Origin of the sequence: Xanthobacter oligotrophicus (genome assembly GCF_008364685.1) — a bacterium.
GTDB classification, from domain to species: Bacteria; Pseudomonadota; Alphaproteobacteria; order Rhizobiales; family Xanthobacteraceae; genus Xanthobacter; species Xanthobacter oligotrophicus.
Genome location: NZ_VTTL01000001.1, coordinates 393,914 through 408,154 on the forward strand (window position 1 = coordinate 393,914; position 14,241 = coordinate 408,154).

The 14,241-nt window shown below is 67.8% G+C and carries 11 protein-coding genes; 4 read left to right on the forward strand and 7 right to left on the reverse strand.

Going from position 1 to position 14,241, the window contains the following annotated elements; genetic code table 11:
* Positions 1 to 29: 29 nt before the first annotated feature.
* The 4 genes from FZ033_RS01705 to FZ033_RS01720 form a co-directional block, all read right to left on the reverse strand.
* The gene (locus tag FZ033_RS01705) at positions 30 to 788 is read right to left on the reverse strand and encodes an ABC transporter ATP-binding protein (RefSeq protein WP_149574437.1); all 759 of its coding nucleotides are present in this window, start codon (positions 786 to 788) and stop codon (positions 30 to 32) included.
* On the reverse strand, positions 785 to 2,608 hold the full coding sequence (locus FZ033_RS01710) for a branched-chain amino acid ABC transporter ATP-binding protein/permease (RefSeq protein ID WP_149574438.1): 1,824 nt from the start codon (positions 2,606 to 2,608) through the stop codon (positions 785 to 787). Before FZ033_RS01710 ends, FZ033_RS01705 begins: the two co-directional genes overlap by 4 nt.
* Complete coding sequence (locus FZ033_RS01715; RefSeq protein ID WP_149574439.1) at positions 2,605 to 3,480, reverse strand: branched-chain amino acid ABC transporter permease; 876 nt, start codon at positions 3,478 to 3,480, stop codon at positions 2,605 to 2,607. The genes FZ033_RS01710 and FZ033_RS01715 overlap by 4 nt, the downstream gene beginning before the upstream one ends.
* Positions 3,481 to 3,586: 106 nt before the next feature.
* Positions 3,587 to 4,789, reverse strand: coding sequence for an ABC transporter substrate-binding protein (locus FZ033_RS01720; RefSeq protein WP_188079242.1), 1,203 nt, complete (start codon positions 4,787 to 4,789; stop codon positions 3,587 to 3,589).
* A gap of 297 nt (positions 4,790 to 5,086) precedes the next feature.
* Here FZ033_RS01720 and FZ033_RS01725 point away from each other — a divergent pair, with 297 nt between their 5' ends.
* From FZ033_RS01725 to FZ033_RS01740, 4 genes are all read left to right on the forward strand, one after another.
* Entirely contained in the window at positions 5,087 to 6,034 is a 948-nt protein-coding gene (locus tag FZ033_RS01725; protein ID WP_149574440.1) for a LysR family transcriptional regulator, read from the forward strand.
* 26 nt (positions 6,035 to 6,060) lie between these two features.
* Positions 6,061 to 7,302 (forward strand): amidohydrolase family protein, encoded by a 1,242-nt coding sequence (locus FZ033_RS01730; RefSeq protein WP_149574441.1) that lies wholly within the window; start codon positions 6,061 to 6,063, stop codon positions 7,300 to 7,302.
* Positions 7,299 to 8,483: an amidase gene (locus FZ033_RS01735; protein ID WP_149574442.1), complete on the forward strand. Its 1,185-nt coding sequence runs from the start codon at positions 7,299 to 7,301 to the stop codon at positions 8,481 to 8,483. Before FZ033_RS01730 ends, FZ033_RS01735 begins: the two co-directional genes overlap by 4 nt.
* Positions 8,484 to 8,823: 340 nt before the next feature.
* Positions 8,824 to 10,299, forward strand: a complete 1,476-nt coding sequence (locus FZ033_RS01740) for a porin (protein WP_149574443.1) — start codon at positions 8,824 to 8,826, stop codon at positions 10,297 to 10,299.
* Between the two features lie 233 nt (positions 10,300 to 10,532).
* On the opposite strand, the gene FZ033_RS01745 is transcribed toward FZ033_RS01740, so the two are convergent.
* Genes FZ033_RS01745 through FZ033_RS01755 form a run of 3 tightly spaced genes read right to left on the reverse strand, consistent with a single transcriptional unit; the run spans position 10,533 to position 14,160 of the window.
* Positions 10,533 to 11,255 carry an ABC transporter ATP-binding protein gene (locus tag FZ033_RS01745; protein ID WP_149574444.1) on the reverse strand — a complete coding sequence of 241 codons (723 nt, stop codon included), beginning with the start codon at positions 11,253 to 11,255 and terminating at the stop codon, positions 10,533 to 10,535.
* A gap of 9 nt (positions 11,256 to 11,264) precedes the next feature.
* Positions 11,265 to 13,256 (reverse strand): branched-chain amino acid ABC transporter ATP-binding protein/permease, encoded by a 1,992-nt coding sequence (locus FZ033_RS01750; RefSeq protein WP_149574445.1) that lies wholly within the window; start codon positions 13,254 to 13,256, stop codon positions 11,265 to 11,267.
* A 4-nt stretch (positions 13,257 to 13,260) separates the two neighbouring features.
* Entirely contained in the window at positions 13,261 to 14,160 is a 900-nt protein-coding gene (locus FZ033_RS01755) for a branched-chain amino acid ABC transporter permease (protein WP_149574446.1), read from the reverse strand.
* Between the last annotated feature and the right edge of the window lie 81 nt (positions 14,161 to 14,241).

The following is a 14,241-nucleotide window of genomic DNA, read 5'->3' on the forward strand; positions in this document are numbered from 1 at the left end:
GACTGGATCGACTTGCAAAAAGATGAGACTCAGGCCGCCGGTTTCTTGCGGCCGAGGAAGGCTTCCATCACCTCGGGATCGCGGGCGAGCACCCGGCTCGACCCCTCCCGCGCGACGCGGCCGTTGGCGATGACATAGGCATGGTCGGCGATGGCGAGCGCATAGGAGGCGAGCTGCTCCACCAGCAGGATGGTGAGGCCGGCCTTGTTGAGGGCGGACAGCACGCCCATGAGCTGGTCGACGATCTTGGGCGCAAGGCCCAGCGACAATTCGTCGATGATGAGCAATTGCGGCTCGGCCATCAGCCCGCGGGCGATGGCCAGCATCTGCTGCTCGCCGCCGGACATGGAGCCGGCCTGCTGGCCGAGGCGCTCCTTCAGGCGCGGGAACAGCTCCAGTACCTTGTCGCGGGTCTGCTTCGCCCGCCCGCCCTTGAGGCCGCCATGGACGTAGGCGCCGAGGATGAGATTGTCCTCCACGCTCTGGTCGGGGAAAATCAGCCGCCCTTCCGGCACCATGACGAGGCCCTGCCCCACCTTGGCGTGGGCGCTCATGCGGGTGGTGTCTGCGCCACGGAACAGCACCTTGCCGCCGGAGGGGGCGACGAGGCCCGTCGCCCCCTTCACCATGGAGGACTTGCCGGCGCCGTTGTTGCCGATGACCGCCACCAGCTGGCCGCGCTTCACCTGAAGCGAGATGTCGCGCACCGCCACTGCCGCGCCGTAGCGCAATTCCATGGACTGGATGTCGAGCAGCACGTCGGCGGGGCTGATCTCTTGGGTGGTCATGCCGTCACCTCCGCATCCGGGGCGTGATCGTGGCTGGCGTGGTCGAGAGAGGTGCCGAAATAGGCCTCGATGACGCGCGGGTTCTCCTGCACCACGGCGGGGGTGTCGCTGGCGATCACCTGGCCATAGTCCAGCACGGTCACCGTGTCGGCCACCGCCATGATGAGCTCCACATGGTGCTCGATGAGCAGCACCGAGACCCCCAGCGCCGCGATGCGCCGGATCATGGCCTCCAGCTCGTCGATCTCCTGGGTGGTGAGCCCGGCAGCGGGCTCGTCCAGCAGCAGCAGGCGCGGCCGCGCCGCCAGCGCCCGGGCGATCTCCAGCCGCCGCTGAAGGCCGAAGGGGAGGAAGCGGGCCTCCTCGTTGGCATAATCCTGAAGCCCCACGAACACGAGCAGGCCGATGGCGGCGCGCCGGCATTCATCGTCCTGCCGCCGCATGGCGCCGGTGCGCAGCAGCGCGGCGAGAAGCCCGTAACCGAGGCGCTGCTGGTAGCCCACCATCACGTTCTCCAGCACGGTCATCTCGCCGAACAATTCGGTGTTCTGGAAGGTGCGGGAGAGGCCGGCGCGGGCGATCTCGTGGGAGGCCTTGCCGGCCAGCTGGATGCCGTCCAGCTCAAAGGCGCCCTCGCTCGGCTGGTAGAAGCCGGAGATGGTGTTGACGAAGGTGGACTTGCCGGCGCCGTTCGGCCCGATGAGGGCATGCACCTCGCCGGGCTTCACCCGCAGCGAGGCTTTCGCCAGCGCCGTGAGCCCACCGAACCGCACCGTGAGTTCGCGCGCCACCAGCTCGGATTTCTGCGCGCGGGGATCGAGCCGCAATGTGTCCTCTGCCGGCAGGCCTTCGGATGCCGGAACCGCGCGCGGCACCGGCACCAGCCGCTTCAGGCCGGCGGCCAGCGAGCCCATGATGCCGCGCGGCATGACGAACATGACGATGAGCAGCAGCGCGCCATAGGCGAACTTCTGCCACACCGCGAAGTCCTGCAGGTATTCCGGCAGATAGGTGAGGATATAGGCGCCCAGCACCGGCCCGAAGGTGGAGGCCGCCCCACCCAGGATCACCATGAGCAGGAAGCGCACGCTGTCCGAGAAGGTGAAGATGTCGGGCGAGATGTAGGAATTGAGGAAGGCGTAGAAGGTACCGGCAAGGCCCGCCGTCACCGCCGCCGCCACGAAGGCCAGCGTGCGCATGGCGGTGGCGTCCACGCCCAGCGCGCGCGCCGCGATCTCGCTCTGGGACACCGCCAGCATGGCGCGGCCATAGCGCGAGACCTTGAGATTGTGCGCGGCGGCGGTGGCGAGGAACAGCACCACCGCCAGCACGCCATAAAAGGCATAGCCGGACAGCCGCACCCCGAACGCATTGGGCGACGGGATGGAAGTGAGCCCCGTGGTGCCCCCCGTGAGCGACTGCCACTCGATGGCGACATTCTCCACGATGAGGCCGAAGGCGATGGTGACCACTGCGAGATAGACTCCGCGCACCCGCACCGTGGGATAGGCGAGGAGCACGCCGAACCCGGCCGCCACCAGCGCAGCGATGAGGCTCGACGAGATCATGTCGAAGCCGAGCCGCGTCGCCACGATGGCGCCGGTATAGGAGCCGAGCGCGAACAGGCCCGCCTGGCCGAGGGAGACGAGACCGGTGAGCCCCACCAGCACGTTCAGACCCACGGCGATGATGCCGTAGATCAGGAACAGCATGAACAGGCGCAGCTCATACTCGTTGCCGGAGGTGAGGGGCACGATCACCAGCATGGCCGCAAGCGCGGCAAAGCCGAGAAGGGTGAGGTGGCGGGTGAGGTGTCTCATACCTTCATCACCTCGCGCTTGCCGAACAGCCCCTGGGGGAACACCAGCAGGGTCAGGATCATGAGGGAGAAGCCGATGATCTCGCGGGCGGCGGTGGAGATGTAGCCCTCGACGAACTTCTCCATCACCCCGTAGACGAGGCCGGTGATGACCACTCCCGGCGCCGAGGTGATGCCGCCGATGATGGCCACGGCGAAGCCCTTCAGCCCCGGCAGCACGCCCATGGCGGCGGAGGCCTGCACCACCGGAGCCACCAGCACGCCGGCCGCCGCGCCCAGCATCCCGGCCAGGGCGAAGGAGAAGGCGACCACCGCATTCACATTGATGCCCATGAGGGCGGCGGCATTCTTGTTGTGGGCCACCGCGCGCATGGCGCGGCCCACCAGGGTGTGGCGCTGGAGCGCGCGCAGGCCCAGCATGGCCACCACCGCCACCAGCGGGATCACCAGCTCCTGCGGATAGATGCCGGCGCCGAGGATGTGCATGGAGGAGGCCACCCCCGGCGAGGGCAGCGGCCGGGCGTAGCCCTGGGTCTGGATGGTGGCGAAGCTCTCCACCATGATGCCCACCGCGATGGTTGTGAGCATCCAGCCCACCGAGCCCTGCTGGGAGAGGAAGGGGCGCACCGCGATGCGCTCCAGCACCAGCCCGAACAGGCCGCCGGCCACCACCGCCACCAGGCAGGCAAGGCCCAGCGGCAGGCCCGCCGCCAGCAAATAGACGGCCAGAAGGCCGCCGATCATCAGCGTGTCGCCATGGGCGAAATTCACGGCCTTGGCCGACGACCACATGATGTGGAAGCCGAGGGCCACGAGGGCATAGATGCCGCCGATAGCAAGGCCGGACAGGATGTATTGCACCACTGTGGTCATTGCGGGCGACCTGTCGGAGGGAGGCGGGGCCGCTCAACGCGAGCGGCGACGACGTGGGGGAGACAAAAAGCGGGAGGCGGCGAGGGAAACCGCCTCCCGCGCGGGCTCACTTGTCGTAGGGCGAGCCCTTGAGGGGGATCAGCTTGCCGTCGTGCCAGACGGTCAGGAGGTAGTATTGCGGCAGGATGGCGTCCTGGCGCTCGGGATCGGCCTTGTCGAAGGCCGGCTTGTAGGGGGCGACGAGGCCGTCGCGGCTGACCTGGTAGAGGGCCTGCTGCACCTTCTTCCAGTCGAAGGCACCGGCGATCTTGATGGCGTCGGCCAGCACGTAGACCGCGTCATAGGAATTGGCGATGCCGGAGGGCGCCTTGATGTCCTTGGGGTCCTTGATGCCGGTCTTGGCCTCGACGGCGGCGAGCAGCTTCTTGCCGGCCTCGCTTTGCGGGGTGAGGAAGGAATAGGTCTGCATCACCCGCACCCCGTTGGCGAGGGGGCCGGCCAGCTCGCCGAGATTGCCCGAGATGCCCCATGCGCCGACGATGGCCGGCTTCCAGCTCGCCTTGTCCATGGAGCGCAGGATCTGGTTGGCCTCACGGTCGAGGGACCAGACGATGGCCACGTCCGCCCCGGCGTCGCGGGCACGGATCACCTGGGGCGACATGTCCTGATCGTTCCAGTTGAAGGTCTCCGCGGCCACCAGCTCCTTGCCCTTTGCGGCGAGCGCGGCCTTCACGTCCGGCAGCGCGCCGTTGCCCCAGCCGGTGTTCTCGTAGAAGAACGCCACCTTGCCGGTCTTGGACACCTTCAGCGCCTCGTCCACCAGGAAGCGGGCCACCCACTTGTCCTTGGCGGAGACGCGGAACATGAAGTTGGGATCGCGTCCGTTCTCGATGGCCTTGGTGTTGGCCGCCCACACGCCCATGTAGGGAATGCCGATCTCGTGCACCGGGTCCACCTGCGCCAGGGCGACGGTGGAATGGAAGCCGCCGAGCACGGCGATGCACTTGTCCGCCAGCGCGATGCGGCGGGTGTTGTCGACGCCGCGCGGCGGGGCGCCGGCATCGTCATACTGGATCAGCCGCAGCTTCTTGCCGAGCACGCCGCCCGCCGCGTTGATCTCCTCGATGGCGATCTCCGCGCCCATCTTGATGGCCTGGCCGGAAAAGGCGGCCGGCCCGGTGACGGCGGCGGAATTGCCGATGCAGGGTTCCTGATCGGCCAGCGCCGCGGGGATCGAAAGGCCGGTGGAAAGGCCGAGCGCCACCGCCGCGGCCAGAAGCTGGCTGCGCAAAATGCTCCGTGGAGGCATGTCTGTTTCTCCTGCCGTGTACAGGACGTGCCGGGCATGTCCGCCCGAAAATCATCTGCGAGATGAAGCTGATATAGGCGCAGCCTCAGGACAAAGATTATTTTCCGATCATAGATATAGGCTGAGACTATAGGCTAATATAATAGGCTGACATGCACCCTGCATCACCTTAATAACCCATTGATTATGATGGATATATATGATTTTAACGCTCATAGTTTAGGCATATGACTATATATCATGCAATTTGACAATCACTTTTGAGCAATGCCATTTCAGGTGGTGCAAAGGTGAGCCATGGATCTTCGGCAGCTCAAATACTTCGTCCAGATTGCGGAAAGCGGGAACTTCTCTCGCGCGGCGGAGGTGTTGCGTATTGCTCAGCCCTCGCTTAGCCAGCAGATGAAGAATCTGGAGGAGGAGCTGGGCGTCGAACTGCTCATGCGGCATGCCCGCGGCGTCACCCCCTCCGAGCTTGGCCAGCAATTCTACGACCATGCCCGCCGCATCCTGGAGGAGGTGGACCGGGTGAAGGACCAGGTCCGCTCCAAGTCGCTCAATCCCTCGGGGCGGGTGTCGGTGGGGCTGCCCACCTCCGCCTGTCGGGGCCTCGGCCTGCCGCTGATCTCGGCCATGGCCGAGCAGCAGCCCAACATCGCCCTCCACGTGGTGGAGGCCATGACCGGCTATCTCGACGATTTCCTCCAGGCCGGCCGGCTGGACGTGGCCCTGCTCTATGACCACAAGGCGTTCGAGCACGTGGCCTGGACCGAGATGATGGTCGAGGAGCTGATGCTGTTCGTCGCGCCGGACCACCCTTTGGCGGCGCAGGGCAGCGTCTCGTTCCGCGACATGTTCGCGTGGCCCATCGTGCTGCCCGGCGCGCCCAACGTGATGCGCACGGTGATCGAGCAGTTCGCCGCGCGCAACGACGTGGAACCCGTCGCCATGGCGTGCGACAGCCTGCCCACCATCGCCCGCCTCGTGCGCTCCGGCCGGGCGCTGGGGGTCATGCCCCACTTCGCCTTCATGGACGAGATGGCGCGCGGCGAGATGGTGGCCGTCTCCATCCTCGACCCGACGCCGTCCTGGCGGCTGTCCGTCGTCGTCTCCCAGCGCAGCATGAACCCGCGCGGCTCCGAGGCGGTGGCCAAGGTGATGGCCAATGTCATCGCCGAGATGGTCGAGACCGGAACCTGGCGCGCCAAGCTCAAGGGCGAGAAGGCCCGCGCCACCTTGAAGTGAACCCTGCCAGCCCGTCGAGACGCCCCATGGACCTCATCGTCAAGAACGCCCGCCTGCCGGATGCGCCGGACCACCGCGCGGACATCGCCGTCGCCGCCGGCCGCATCGAAGCCATCGCGCCCGACATTGCCGCCGACGGCGAGGTGGTGGATGCCGGCGGCTGCCTGGTCGCCCCCGGCTTCGTGGAGACCCACATCCACCTCGACAAGTCCTGCATCCTCGATCGCTGCGCCTCCCAACGGGGGGACCTGGAGGAGGCCATCGCCGAGGTGGCCCGCGCCAAACGGGATTTTACCCCGCAGGACGTCTACGCCCGGGGCCGGCGCACCATCGAAAAAGCCATCGCCCAGGGCACCACCCACATGCGCACCCACCTGGAGGTGGACCCGGGCATCGGCCTGCGCGGGTTCGAGGGGGTGATGCAGCTGGTGGACGACTATCGCTGGGCCATGGACATCGAGGTGTGCGTGTTCCCGCAGGAGGGCCTCACCAACAATCCCGGCACCGACGAGCTGATGGTGGAGGCGCTGCGGCGCGGGGCGAAGGCGGTGGGCGCGGCGCCCTATACCGACACCGATCCCCACGGCCAGATCGACCGGGTGTTCGAGATGGCCCGCGACTTCGACGTGGACATCGACATGCATCTGGATTTCGGCGCCGATCCCACGGCGCTCGACCTCGACCATGTCTGCACGCTCACCGAGCGCTTCGGCTGGGGCGGGCGGGTGGCCATCGGCCATGTCACCAAGCTCGCTTATGTGGAACCTGAGCGGCTGGTGGAGATCGCCACGCGCATGCGCGATGCCGGCGTCGCGCTCACCGTGCTGCCCTCCACCGACCTGTTCCTCATGGGGCGCGACCGCGCCTTTGCGAAGACACGGGGGGTCACGCCGGCGCACCTGCTGCTTCAGCACGGGGTGAACTGCTCGCTGTCCACCAACAATGTACTGAACCCCTTCACCCCGTTCGGCGACTGCTCGCAATTGCGGATGGCGAACCTGAACGCCAACATCTGCCACGTGGGCTCGGCCCACGATATGACCGAGTCCTTCCACATGGTCACGAGCCGCCCCGCCCGCCTGATGAACCTTCCCGACTACGGGCTGGAAGCCGGCAAGGCGGCGGATTTCGTGATCATCGACAGCCCCTCCCCGCGCGATGCGGTGGCCGAGCTGTCGCCCGTCCTCGCCGCCTTCAAGGGCGGCCGGCGCACCCTGACGCGGGAACGCGCGAAGCTGCACTTTCCCGGCTGCGGGTGCGCACAGTGAGCGCCGCCGATGCGCTGGGAGCCTTCATCCCCGGCCCGCGCCTCGCCCGGCCCGGCGCGCCTGCCGGCCCGCTCGCCGGCCTCTCCTTCGCCGTGAAGGATGTGATGGACGTGGCCGGCACCTCCACCGGCAACGGCCATCCCGACTGGCTCGCCACCCACCCGCCCGCCGCGCGCTCCGCCGTGGCGGTCGAGCGCCTGCTGGATGCGGGCGCAAGCCTTGCCGGCAAGACCATCGCCGACGAACTGTGCTACTCGCTCACCGGCGAGAACGTGCACTACGGCACGCCGCTCAACCCGGCCGCGCCGGATCGCGTGCCGGGCGGCTCCTCCAGCGGCTCGGCCTCGGCGACGGCGGGGGGCGTGGTGGATTTCGCCCTCGGCACCGACTGCGGCGGCTCCGTGCGCGTGCCGTCGAGCTATTGCGGCCTGTTCGGCATGCGCCCCACCCATGGGCGGATCCCGCTTACCGGCGTGGCCCCGTTCGCGCCCAGCTTCGATTGCGTGGGCTGGTTCGCCCGCGACGCCGGGCTTCTGGAGCGGGTGGGCCGCGTGCTTCTGGCCGATGCCGCGCCCGCGCCGCCTGTCACCCGCCTGCTCGCCCCGCGCGAGGCGTTCGCCCTGTTGTCACCGGAGGCGGCCGCCGCCCTCGCCCCCGCGCTTCGGCTGGCGCAGGAGGCGATCGCGCCCTGCGAGGAAATCGCCCTGGCAACCGACGGGCTCGATGCCTGGTCCGCCACCTTCCGCACCCTCCAGGCCGCCGAGATCTGGGCCTCGGTGGGCCCCTGGATCGATAAGGTGCGCCCCGCCTTCGGGCCGGGGGTGAAGGAACGCTTCGACGCCGCCCGTGCCATCGCCCCCTCGGCGGTGGAGGCCGCCGCCGCCCATCGGGCCACGATCCGCGCCCGTCTCTCGGTCCTGCTGAAACCCGGCACGGCGCTGCTGATGCCCACGGTGCCCCGCCCCGCCCCGCTGCGCGGCATGGCGACGGCCGAGGTGGAGGTGGTCACCCGGCATCTGGCCATGAACCTGCTGTGCATCGCCGGCCTCGGCGGCCTGCCCCAGGTCTCCCTGCCGCTGGCCCGACTGGAGGGCGTGCCGTTCGGCATTTCACTGGTGGGGCCGGCGGGAAGCGACACCGCCCTGCTGCGCGCGGCGGTGGCGATGACCCGCCCCGGCTGACGCTCCCGAACGCCCCTGCCCCGGCGCAAGCTCCGGCCTCGACCTCCCCTGCGGCGGAATCCCGCCTCAGGGGCATGGCTGAGACAGGCCGCGCGCACCGCCGGATCGGTCTTCAGCATGGTGGCGGAACCGTCGGCGACGAGGTGGCGATTCTGCGCCACACGGCCGAAGTCCGCGCCGGCCCCGCGTCGTGGGGGGTCGCCGGAGCTGTGGCGTAGCCCCCCGCGCAAGTTAATAACTCGGAATGAATTATATATTGACCGACTGCCGTCCCTCCCCCCATTGTGGCGTCAAGAAGGCGCGCTCAAGACGCCGATAACGACACCATTGGGAGGGAAACATGCTGAAAACACACGTGAAATGGATTCTGGCCGCCGGTGCGGCAAGCTTCGCCGTGGGTGCGGCGACCAGCGCCGGCCACGCCGCAGACCTGCCCGAGAAGGCCAAGTCCGCTGAATATGTGAAGGTCTGCGCGGCCTATGGGCCCGGCTTCTATTACGTCCCCGGCACGGACACCTGCCTGAAGGTCGGCGGCTATGCCCGCATGGACACCTACCTGAACGTGACGGGGGTGTTCCTGCCCGGCGCCGGCTTCAACGGGCCGGGTGCAGGCGCCTATGGCTTCCCATTCCGGGACAAGGATGACGCGGACTATTTCACCCTCGCGCGCGCGGCGCTGGAACTCGACGCCCGCACCCAGACCGACTACGGCACGTTGCGCTCGTATTTCCTCGGCGGCATCGAATGGAACTCCCAACAGGGTCCCGGCGTCGGCCCGGGAGCTGCGATCGATTTCGAGCGCGCCTTCATTCAGTTCGGAAATCTCACCTTCGGCTATACCCAGTCTTTCTTTGATACCGGCATTGCCTACTCCTACGCGGTCCTGTTCGAGGGCTCGAACACCTGGAACACGGTCGCGGCCTACACCGCGCAGTTCGGCAACGGATTCTCCGCCTCGTTCGCGCTGGAAGACGCCGCCAACCGGACCACGGGCGTCCAGGCGACGGGCGCGAGCATTTCCGCCGTCACCACGCCCGAGGCCTTCCCCTTCGTGACGGGAACGACGGGGTCCGGCCTGTCCTATGCCAATTACCAGGCCGGGCAGCAGGCGCCGGATCTCGTCGCCAACCTGCGCCTGGACCAGGCCTGGGGCTCGCTCCAGGTCGCCGGCGCCCTGCACCAGGTCCAGGCCCTGACGCCCGCCTATCTCGGCGCGGTCGCCCCCGGCACCGACAGCTCGTCAACATGGGGCTATGCGCTCGGCGCCTACGCTGAATTCAAGCTGCCGATGCTGGCTCCGGGCGACAGCCTCTACCTCCAGGCCAACTATTCGGACGGCGCTCTCAATTATGTCGGCCTCGCCGGCACCCAGCAGGGGCGCGCCACAGGCATCGGTGCCATCAAGCTGTCGGGCAGCGGCAGCATGAGCGGGGCCTACTACCCCCTCGCCGATGCGGTGATGGGTCCGGCTGGAACCTATGAGACCGTTGCCACCTGGGCGCTGCAGGCCCAGTTCCGCCACTTCTGGACGCCGACGGTGCGCAGCGCGGCATTCGGCGGCTATGTGGATGTGGACGTTCCGGCCAACGTCGTCGGCGCGGCGCCGCTTCATGCGTGGCAGCTCGGCTGCAACACCATCTGGTCGCCCGCCCGGAACCTCGATATCGGCGCCGAGCTGGTCTACACGAAGGTCGGCGGCGACCAGCCGCTCGGCATCGTCAACGCGGCCTCCGCCAGCGGCGGGACCAGTCCCACCCTGGTCGGCGGCTCCACCGATGCGCTCGCCGGCGCGGTGCGCATCCAGCGCACCTTCTGATCGCAGCTAGAGCGGTTTCCGTTCGCATTGGCTCACGGCAATCGCTCTAGAATCTTGTTTTGACGCGTTTTCTTTACGCGAACCGGTATCCACTTCGCTTGAAAACGCTCTGGTGGATCATAAGCTTGTGGTTCGACCGCGATAGATGGGTTCCAACTGTCGCGGTCGAACCACAAGGGGACCCGGCGCATCCCGCGCGGGGTCCCCTCTTCAGCGCAGCGCTGCCCCGGTTCTCAGTGGGCGTGGCCGAGATAGGCCGCGCGCACCGCCGGGTCGTTCTTCAGCATGGCGGCGGGGCCGTGGGCGGCGAGGCGGCCGTTCTCCATCACATAGCCGAAGTCGGCCACCTCCAGCGCGGCGGCGGCAAACTGCTCCACCAGCAGCATGGTGATCTTGTCTTCCTTCAGCCGGGCGATGGTGGCGAACACCTCCGCCACCAGGCGCGGGGCAAGGCCCATGGAGGGCTCGTCGAGCAGCAGCACGCGCGGGTTCAGCATCAGCGCGCGGGCCATGGCCAGCATCTGCTGCTCGCCACCGGAGAGGGTGCCGGCAAGCTGGTTGCGCCGCTCCGCAAGGCGGGGGAACAGGGCGAACATGCGGTCGAGATCGGCCTCCACGTCGCCGCGCGGCCGCGCCCCGGTGAGGCGCGGGAAGGCGCCCAGCAGCAAATTGTCGAGCACGCTCTGGGTGGGGAACACTCGCCGGCCCTCGGGCGAGTGGGCAAGGCCCTTCTTGGTGATCTTGAACGCCGGCAGGCCGGTGAGATCCTCCCCCGCGAGGCGCACCGAGCCGGATTCCGGCACGATCATGCCGGAGACGGCGCGCAGGGTCGTGGTCTTGCCGGCGCCGTTGGAGCCGATGAGGGTGACGAGCTGGCCTTCCTCCACGGTGAGGCTGAGGCCGTGCAGCACCTTCACCTTGCCATAGCCGGCGACGAGATCGGTGACTTCCAGCATGGCGCCCTCCTATTCCGCCGCGACGGCGGCGCCGCCGAGATAGGCCTCGATCACGCGCGGGTCGGCCTGCACCGCGGCCGGCTTGCCCTCGGCGATCTTCTGGCCGAAATCCAGCACCGTGACCGTGTCGCACAGGCCCATGACCACATCCATGTGGTGCTCGATGAGCACCAAAGTGACGCCGGCGTCGCGCACCTTGCGGATGATCTCCACCAGATGCTTGATATCAGGCGCGGTCAGGCCCGCCGCCGGCTCGTCGAGCAGCAGCAGGTCCGGGTCCAGCGCCAGCGCGCGGGCGATCTCCAAGAGGCGCTGCTTGCCGTAGGGCAGGTTGCGCGCCTCCTCGTTGGCAAGGTCGGCAAGGCCCACGAAGGCGAGCAGGCTCATGGCCCGCTCGCGCGCCGCCTTCTCCTCCCGCCGGATGCGCGGCAGGCCCAGCGCCACCTCGGCGAAGGTGGCGCGATAGGTGTGGTGGAGGCCCACCAGCACGTTCTCGATCAGCGTCAGCTCGGCGAAGAGCTGCACGTTCTGGAAGGTGCGCGCGATGCCCTGCGCCGCGATGTCGGAGGAGGTGCGTCCTGCGATGTCCTGGTCCTTGAAGCGGATGGACCCCGCGGTGGGCACATAGATGCCGGTGAGCACGTTCATCATGGTGCTCTTGCCGGACCCGTTGGGGCCGATGAGGCCGTGGATGGTGCCCGGCTTCACCTCGATGGACACGGTGTCGAGGGCTTTCAGGCCGCCGAACTGCATCACCACCCCGTCCACGTGGAGCAGCACGCCCTCGCGGGCGGCGGCGGTGGCGGTGACCGGCTTGGCGGTGGCCTCCGCCTCGATGACCGCATGGGTCTTCACCAGGTTCGGCCAGAGCTGGGCGGCGGCCTTCTTCAGGAAGCCGACGATGCCGTCCGGCAGGTAATAGACCACGAACAGGATCATCACGCCGAAGATGGCGAGCTTGTAGTCCGTGATCTTCTCCAGGAGCAGCGAGAAGGCGAAGAAGGCAAGGCACAGCACCACCGGAATGGCGGTCTGCACCCGGTGCTCCGGATTGCGGATGAAGCTGCGCGCCCCCGCGATCAGCGCGATCACTGCAATGGCGCCGGCGATGTAGCGGAACAGCACGATGTCGGAGAGCAGGTTCGGCAGGAACACAATGATCACCGCGCCGATGATGGGGCCAAGGCGCGACTTGCGCCCGCCCACCGTCACCGCCAGCAGGAACTGCACCGAAAGTTCGAAGCCGAAGTTGTTCGGCGCGATATATTGCTCCGAATAGGCGAACAGCGCCCCCGCAAGCCCGGCAAAGCCCGCCGACACCACGAAGGCGATCACCTTGTGCTTGTAGACGCTCACGCCCATGCAGTCGGAGGCGATGGGGCTGTCGCGCAGCGCCTCGAAGGCGCGGCCGAGGTGCGAGGCCAGGATCCGGTTGATCACCAGAAGGGTGAGCACCAGCGCGACCGCGGCGATGTAGAAATACTCCACCTCCTTCATGCGCTTCAGCGACATGTCGAACAGCGGGATGGTGTCGCCGAGCCAGCGCAGGTCGAGAAACAGAGGGGTGGTCAGCTTGATGCCGAGGGGACCGTTGGTGAGGTCCGTCATCTCGTTGATGAGGATCTGCACGATGGTGCCGAAGGCCAGTGTCACCATGGCGAGATACGGCCCGGTCACCCGCAGCGCCGGCAGCGCCAGCACGATGCCGAACAGGGCCGTGACGATGATCGCCAGGGGCAGCGCCGGCCAGAAGCCGATGCCGAAATGCATGGCCAGGCACCCGGCCGTATAGGCACCGATGCCGAACAGCGCGGCATGGCCGATGGACACCTCACCCGTATAGCCGAACACCACGTCCAGCCCCAAAAGGAGGATGGCGTAGATGGCGATGGTGATGGTGAGGTGCAGGTAATAGGGGCTCGTCACCCAGAACGGCAGCACCGCCAGCGCGGCGAGGCCGAGGATCGGGAAGCCGGAAGAGAGGATGCGTCGCGCCAGCATGGCCTCACACCTTCTTGATGGTGGCGCGGCCGAACAGGCCTGACGGTTTCAGCGACAGCACGAGCAGCAGGAGCACGAGGCCCGGCACGTCCTTGTAGCCGGTGGAGATGTAATAGCCGGTGAGGGTCTCGGTGATGCCGAGGATGAGCCCGCCCACGATCACGCCCATGCCGCTCGACAGGCCGCCGATGATGGCCACCGCGAACGCCTTCAGCCCCAGCACCGCGCCCATGGTGGCGCCGGTGAGGGTGACCGGGGCGATGAGCACGCCGGCGAACGCCGCTGTCATGGAGGAGAGCGCATAGGAGAAGGTGATGACGCGCCGCGTGTCGATGCCCATCAGGCCAGCGGCGTCGCGGTCGTTGGCGGTGGCCACCACCGCCTTGCCGAAGATGGAGCGGCGGTTGAACACCTCCACCGCCAGCATGATCACCAGCGCGCCCACGACGATGGCGATCTCCATGGGCTGGATGCGCACGCCGGCGATGTTGAGGGAGGCCTCGGGCAGGGGTGAGGGAAAGCGCAGCGCGTCGCGGCCCCAGATGTTCTCCGCCAGATTGCGGAAGATGATGCCGAGCGCGATGGTGGCCATGATCCAGCCGGCCTCGGAATTGGCCTTCACCGCCGGGCGCACGCCGAGCCATTCCACCACCGCCCCCTGGGCGAGGCCGAAGGCAAAGACGATGGGCAGCATCAGCAGATAGGCGAGCGGGGTGCCCAGCGCCTGGCCGATGAGGAAGTTCACCGTGGTGAGCCCCACCAGCGCGCCCAGCATCAGGGCTTCGCCCTGGCCGAAGTTCAGCGTCTTGGAGGTGGCGAAGGTGAGCTGGTAGCTGAAGGCGATGACGCCATAGATCATGCCGACGGCGATGCCGCTGACGATGAGCTGCGAGAGGATGTTCATCAAGGGTCTCCGAAGCGCAAGACCCCGCGCCCCGCGCGGGAAGGGCCGCCGCCCGGCACGCGCGAGCGCACCGGGCGGACT

Coding starts and splice junctions, on each gene's coding strand:
- FZ033_RS01745 (WP_149574444.1), bottom strand. CDS start 11,255: ATGCTGGAAGTCACCGATCTCGTCGCCGGCTATGGCAAGGTGAAGGTG.
- FZ033_RS01710 (WP_149574438.1), bottom strand. CDS start 2,608: ATGAGACACCTCACCCGCCACCTCACCCTTCTCGGCTTTGCCGCGCTT.
- FZ033_RS01715 (WP_149574439.1), bottom strand. CDS start 3,480: ATGACCACAGTGGTGCAATACATCCTGTCCGGCCTTGCTATCGGCGGC.
- FZ033_RS01750 (WP_149574445.1), bottom strand. CDS start 13,256: ATGCTGGCGCGACGCATCCTCTCTTCCGGCTTCCCGATCCTCGGCCTC.
- FZ033_RS01720 (WP_188079242.1), bottom strand. CDS start 4,789: ATGCCTCCACGGAGCATTTTGCGCAGCCAGCTTCTGGCCGCGGCGGTG.
- FZ033_RS01705 (WP_149574437.1), bottom strand. CDS start 788: ATGACCACCCAAGAGATCAGCCCCGCCGACGTGCTGCTCGACATCCAG.
- FZ033_RS01755 (WP_149574446.1), bottom strand. CDS start 14,160: ATGAACATCCTCTCGCAGCTCATCGTCAGCGGCATCGCCGTCGGCATG.
- FZ033_RS01730 (WP_149574441.1), top strand. CDS start 6,061: ATGGACCTCATCGTCAAGAACGCCCGCCTGCCGGATGCGCCGGACCAC.
- FZ033_RS01725 (WP_149574440.1), top strand. CDS start 5,087: ATGGATCTTCGGCAGCTCAAATACTTCGTCCAGATTGCGGAAAGCGGG.
- FZ033_RS01740 (WP_149574443.1), top strand. CDS start 8,824: ATGCTGAAAACACACGTGAAATGGATTCTGGCCGCCGGTGCGGCAAGC.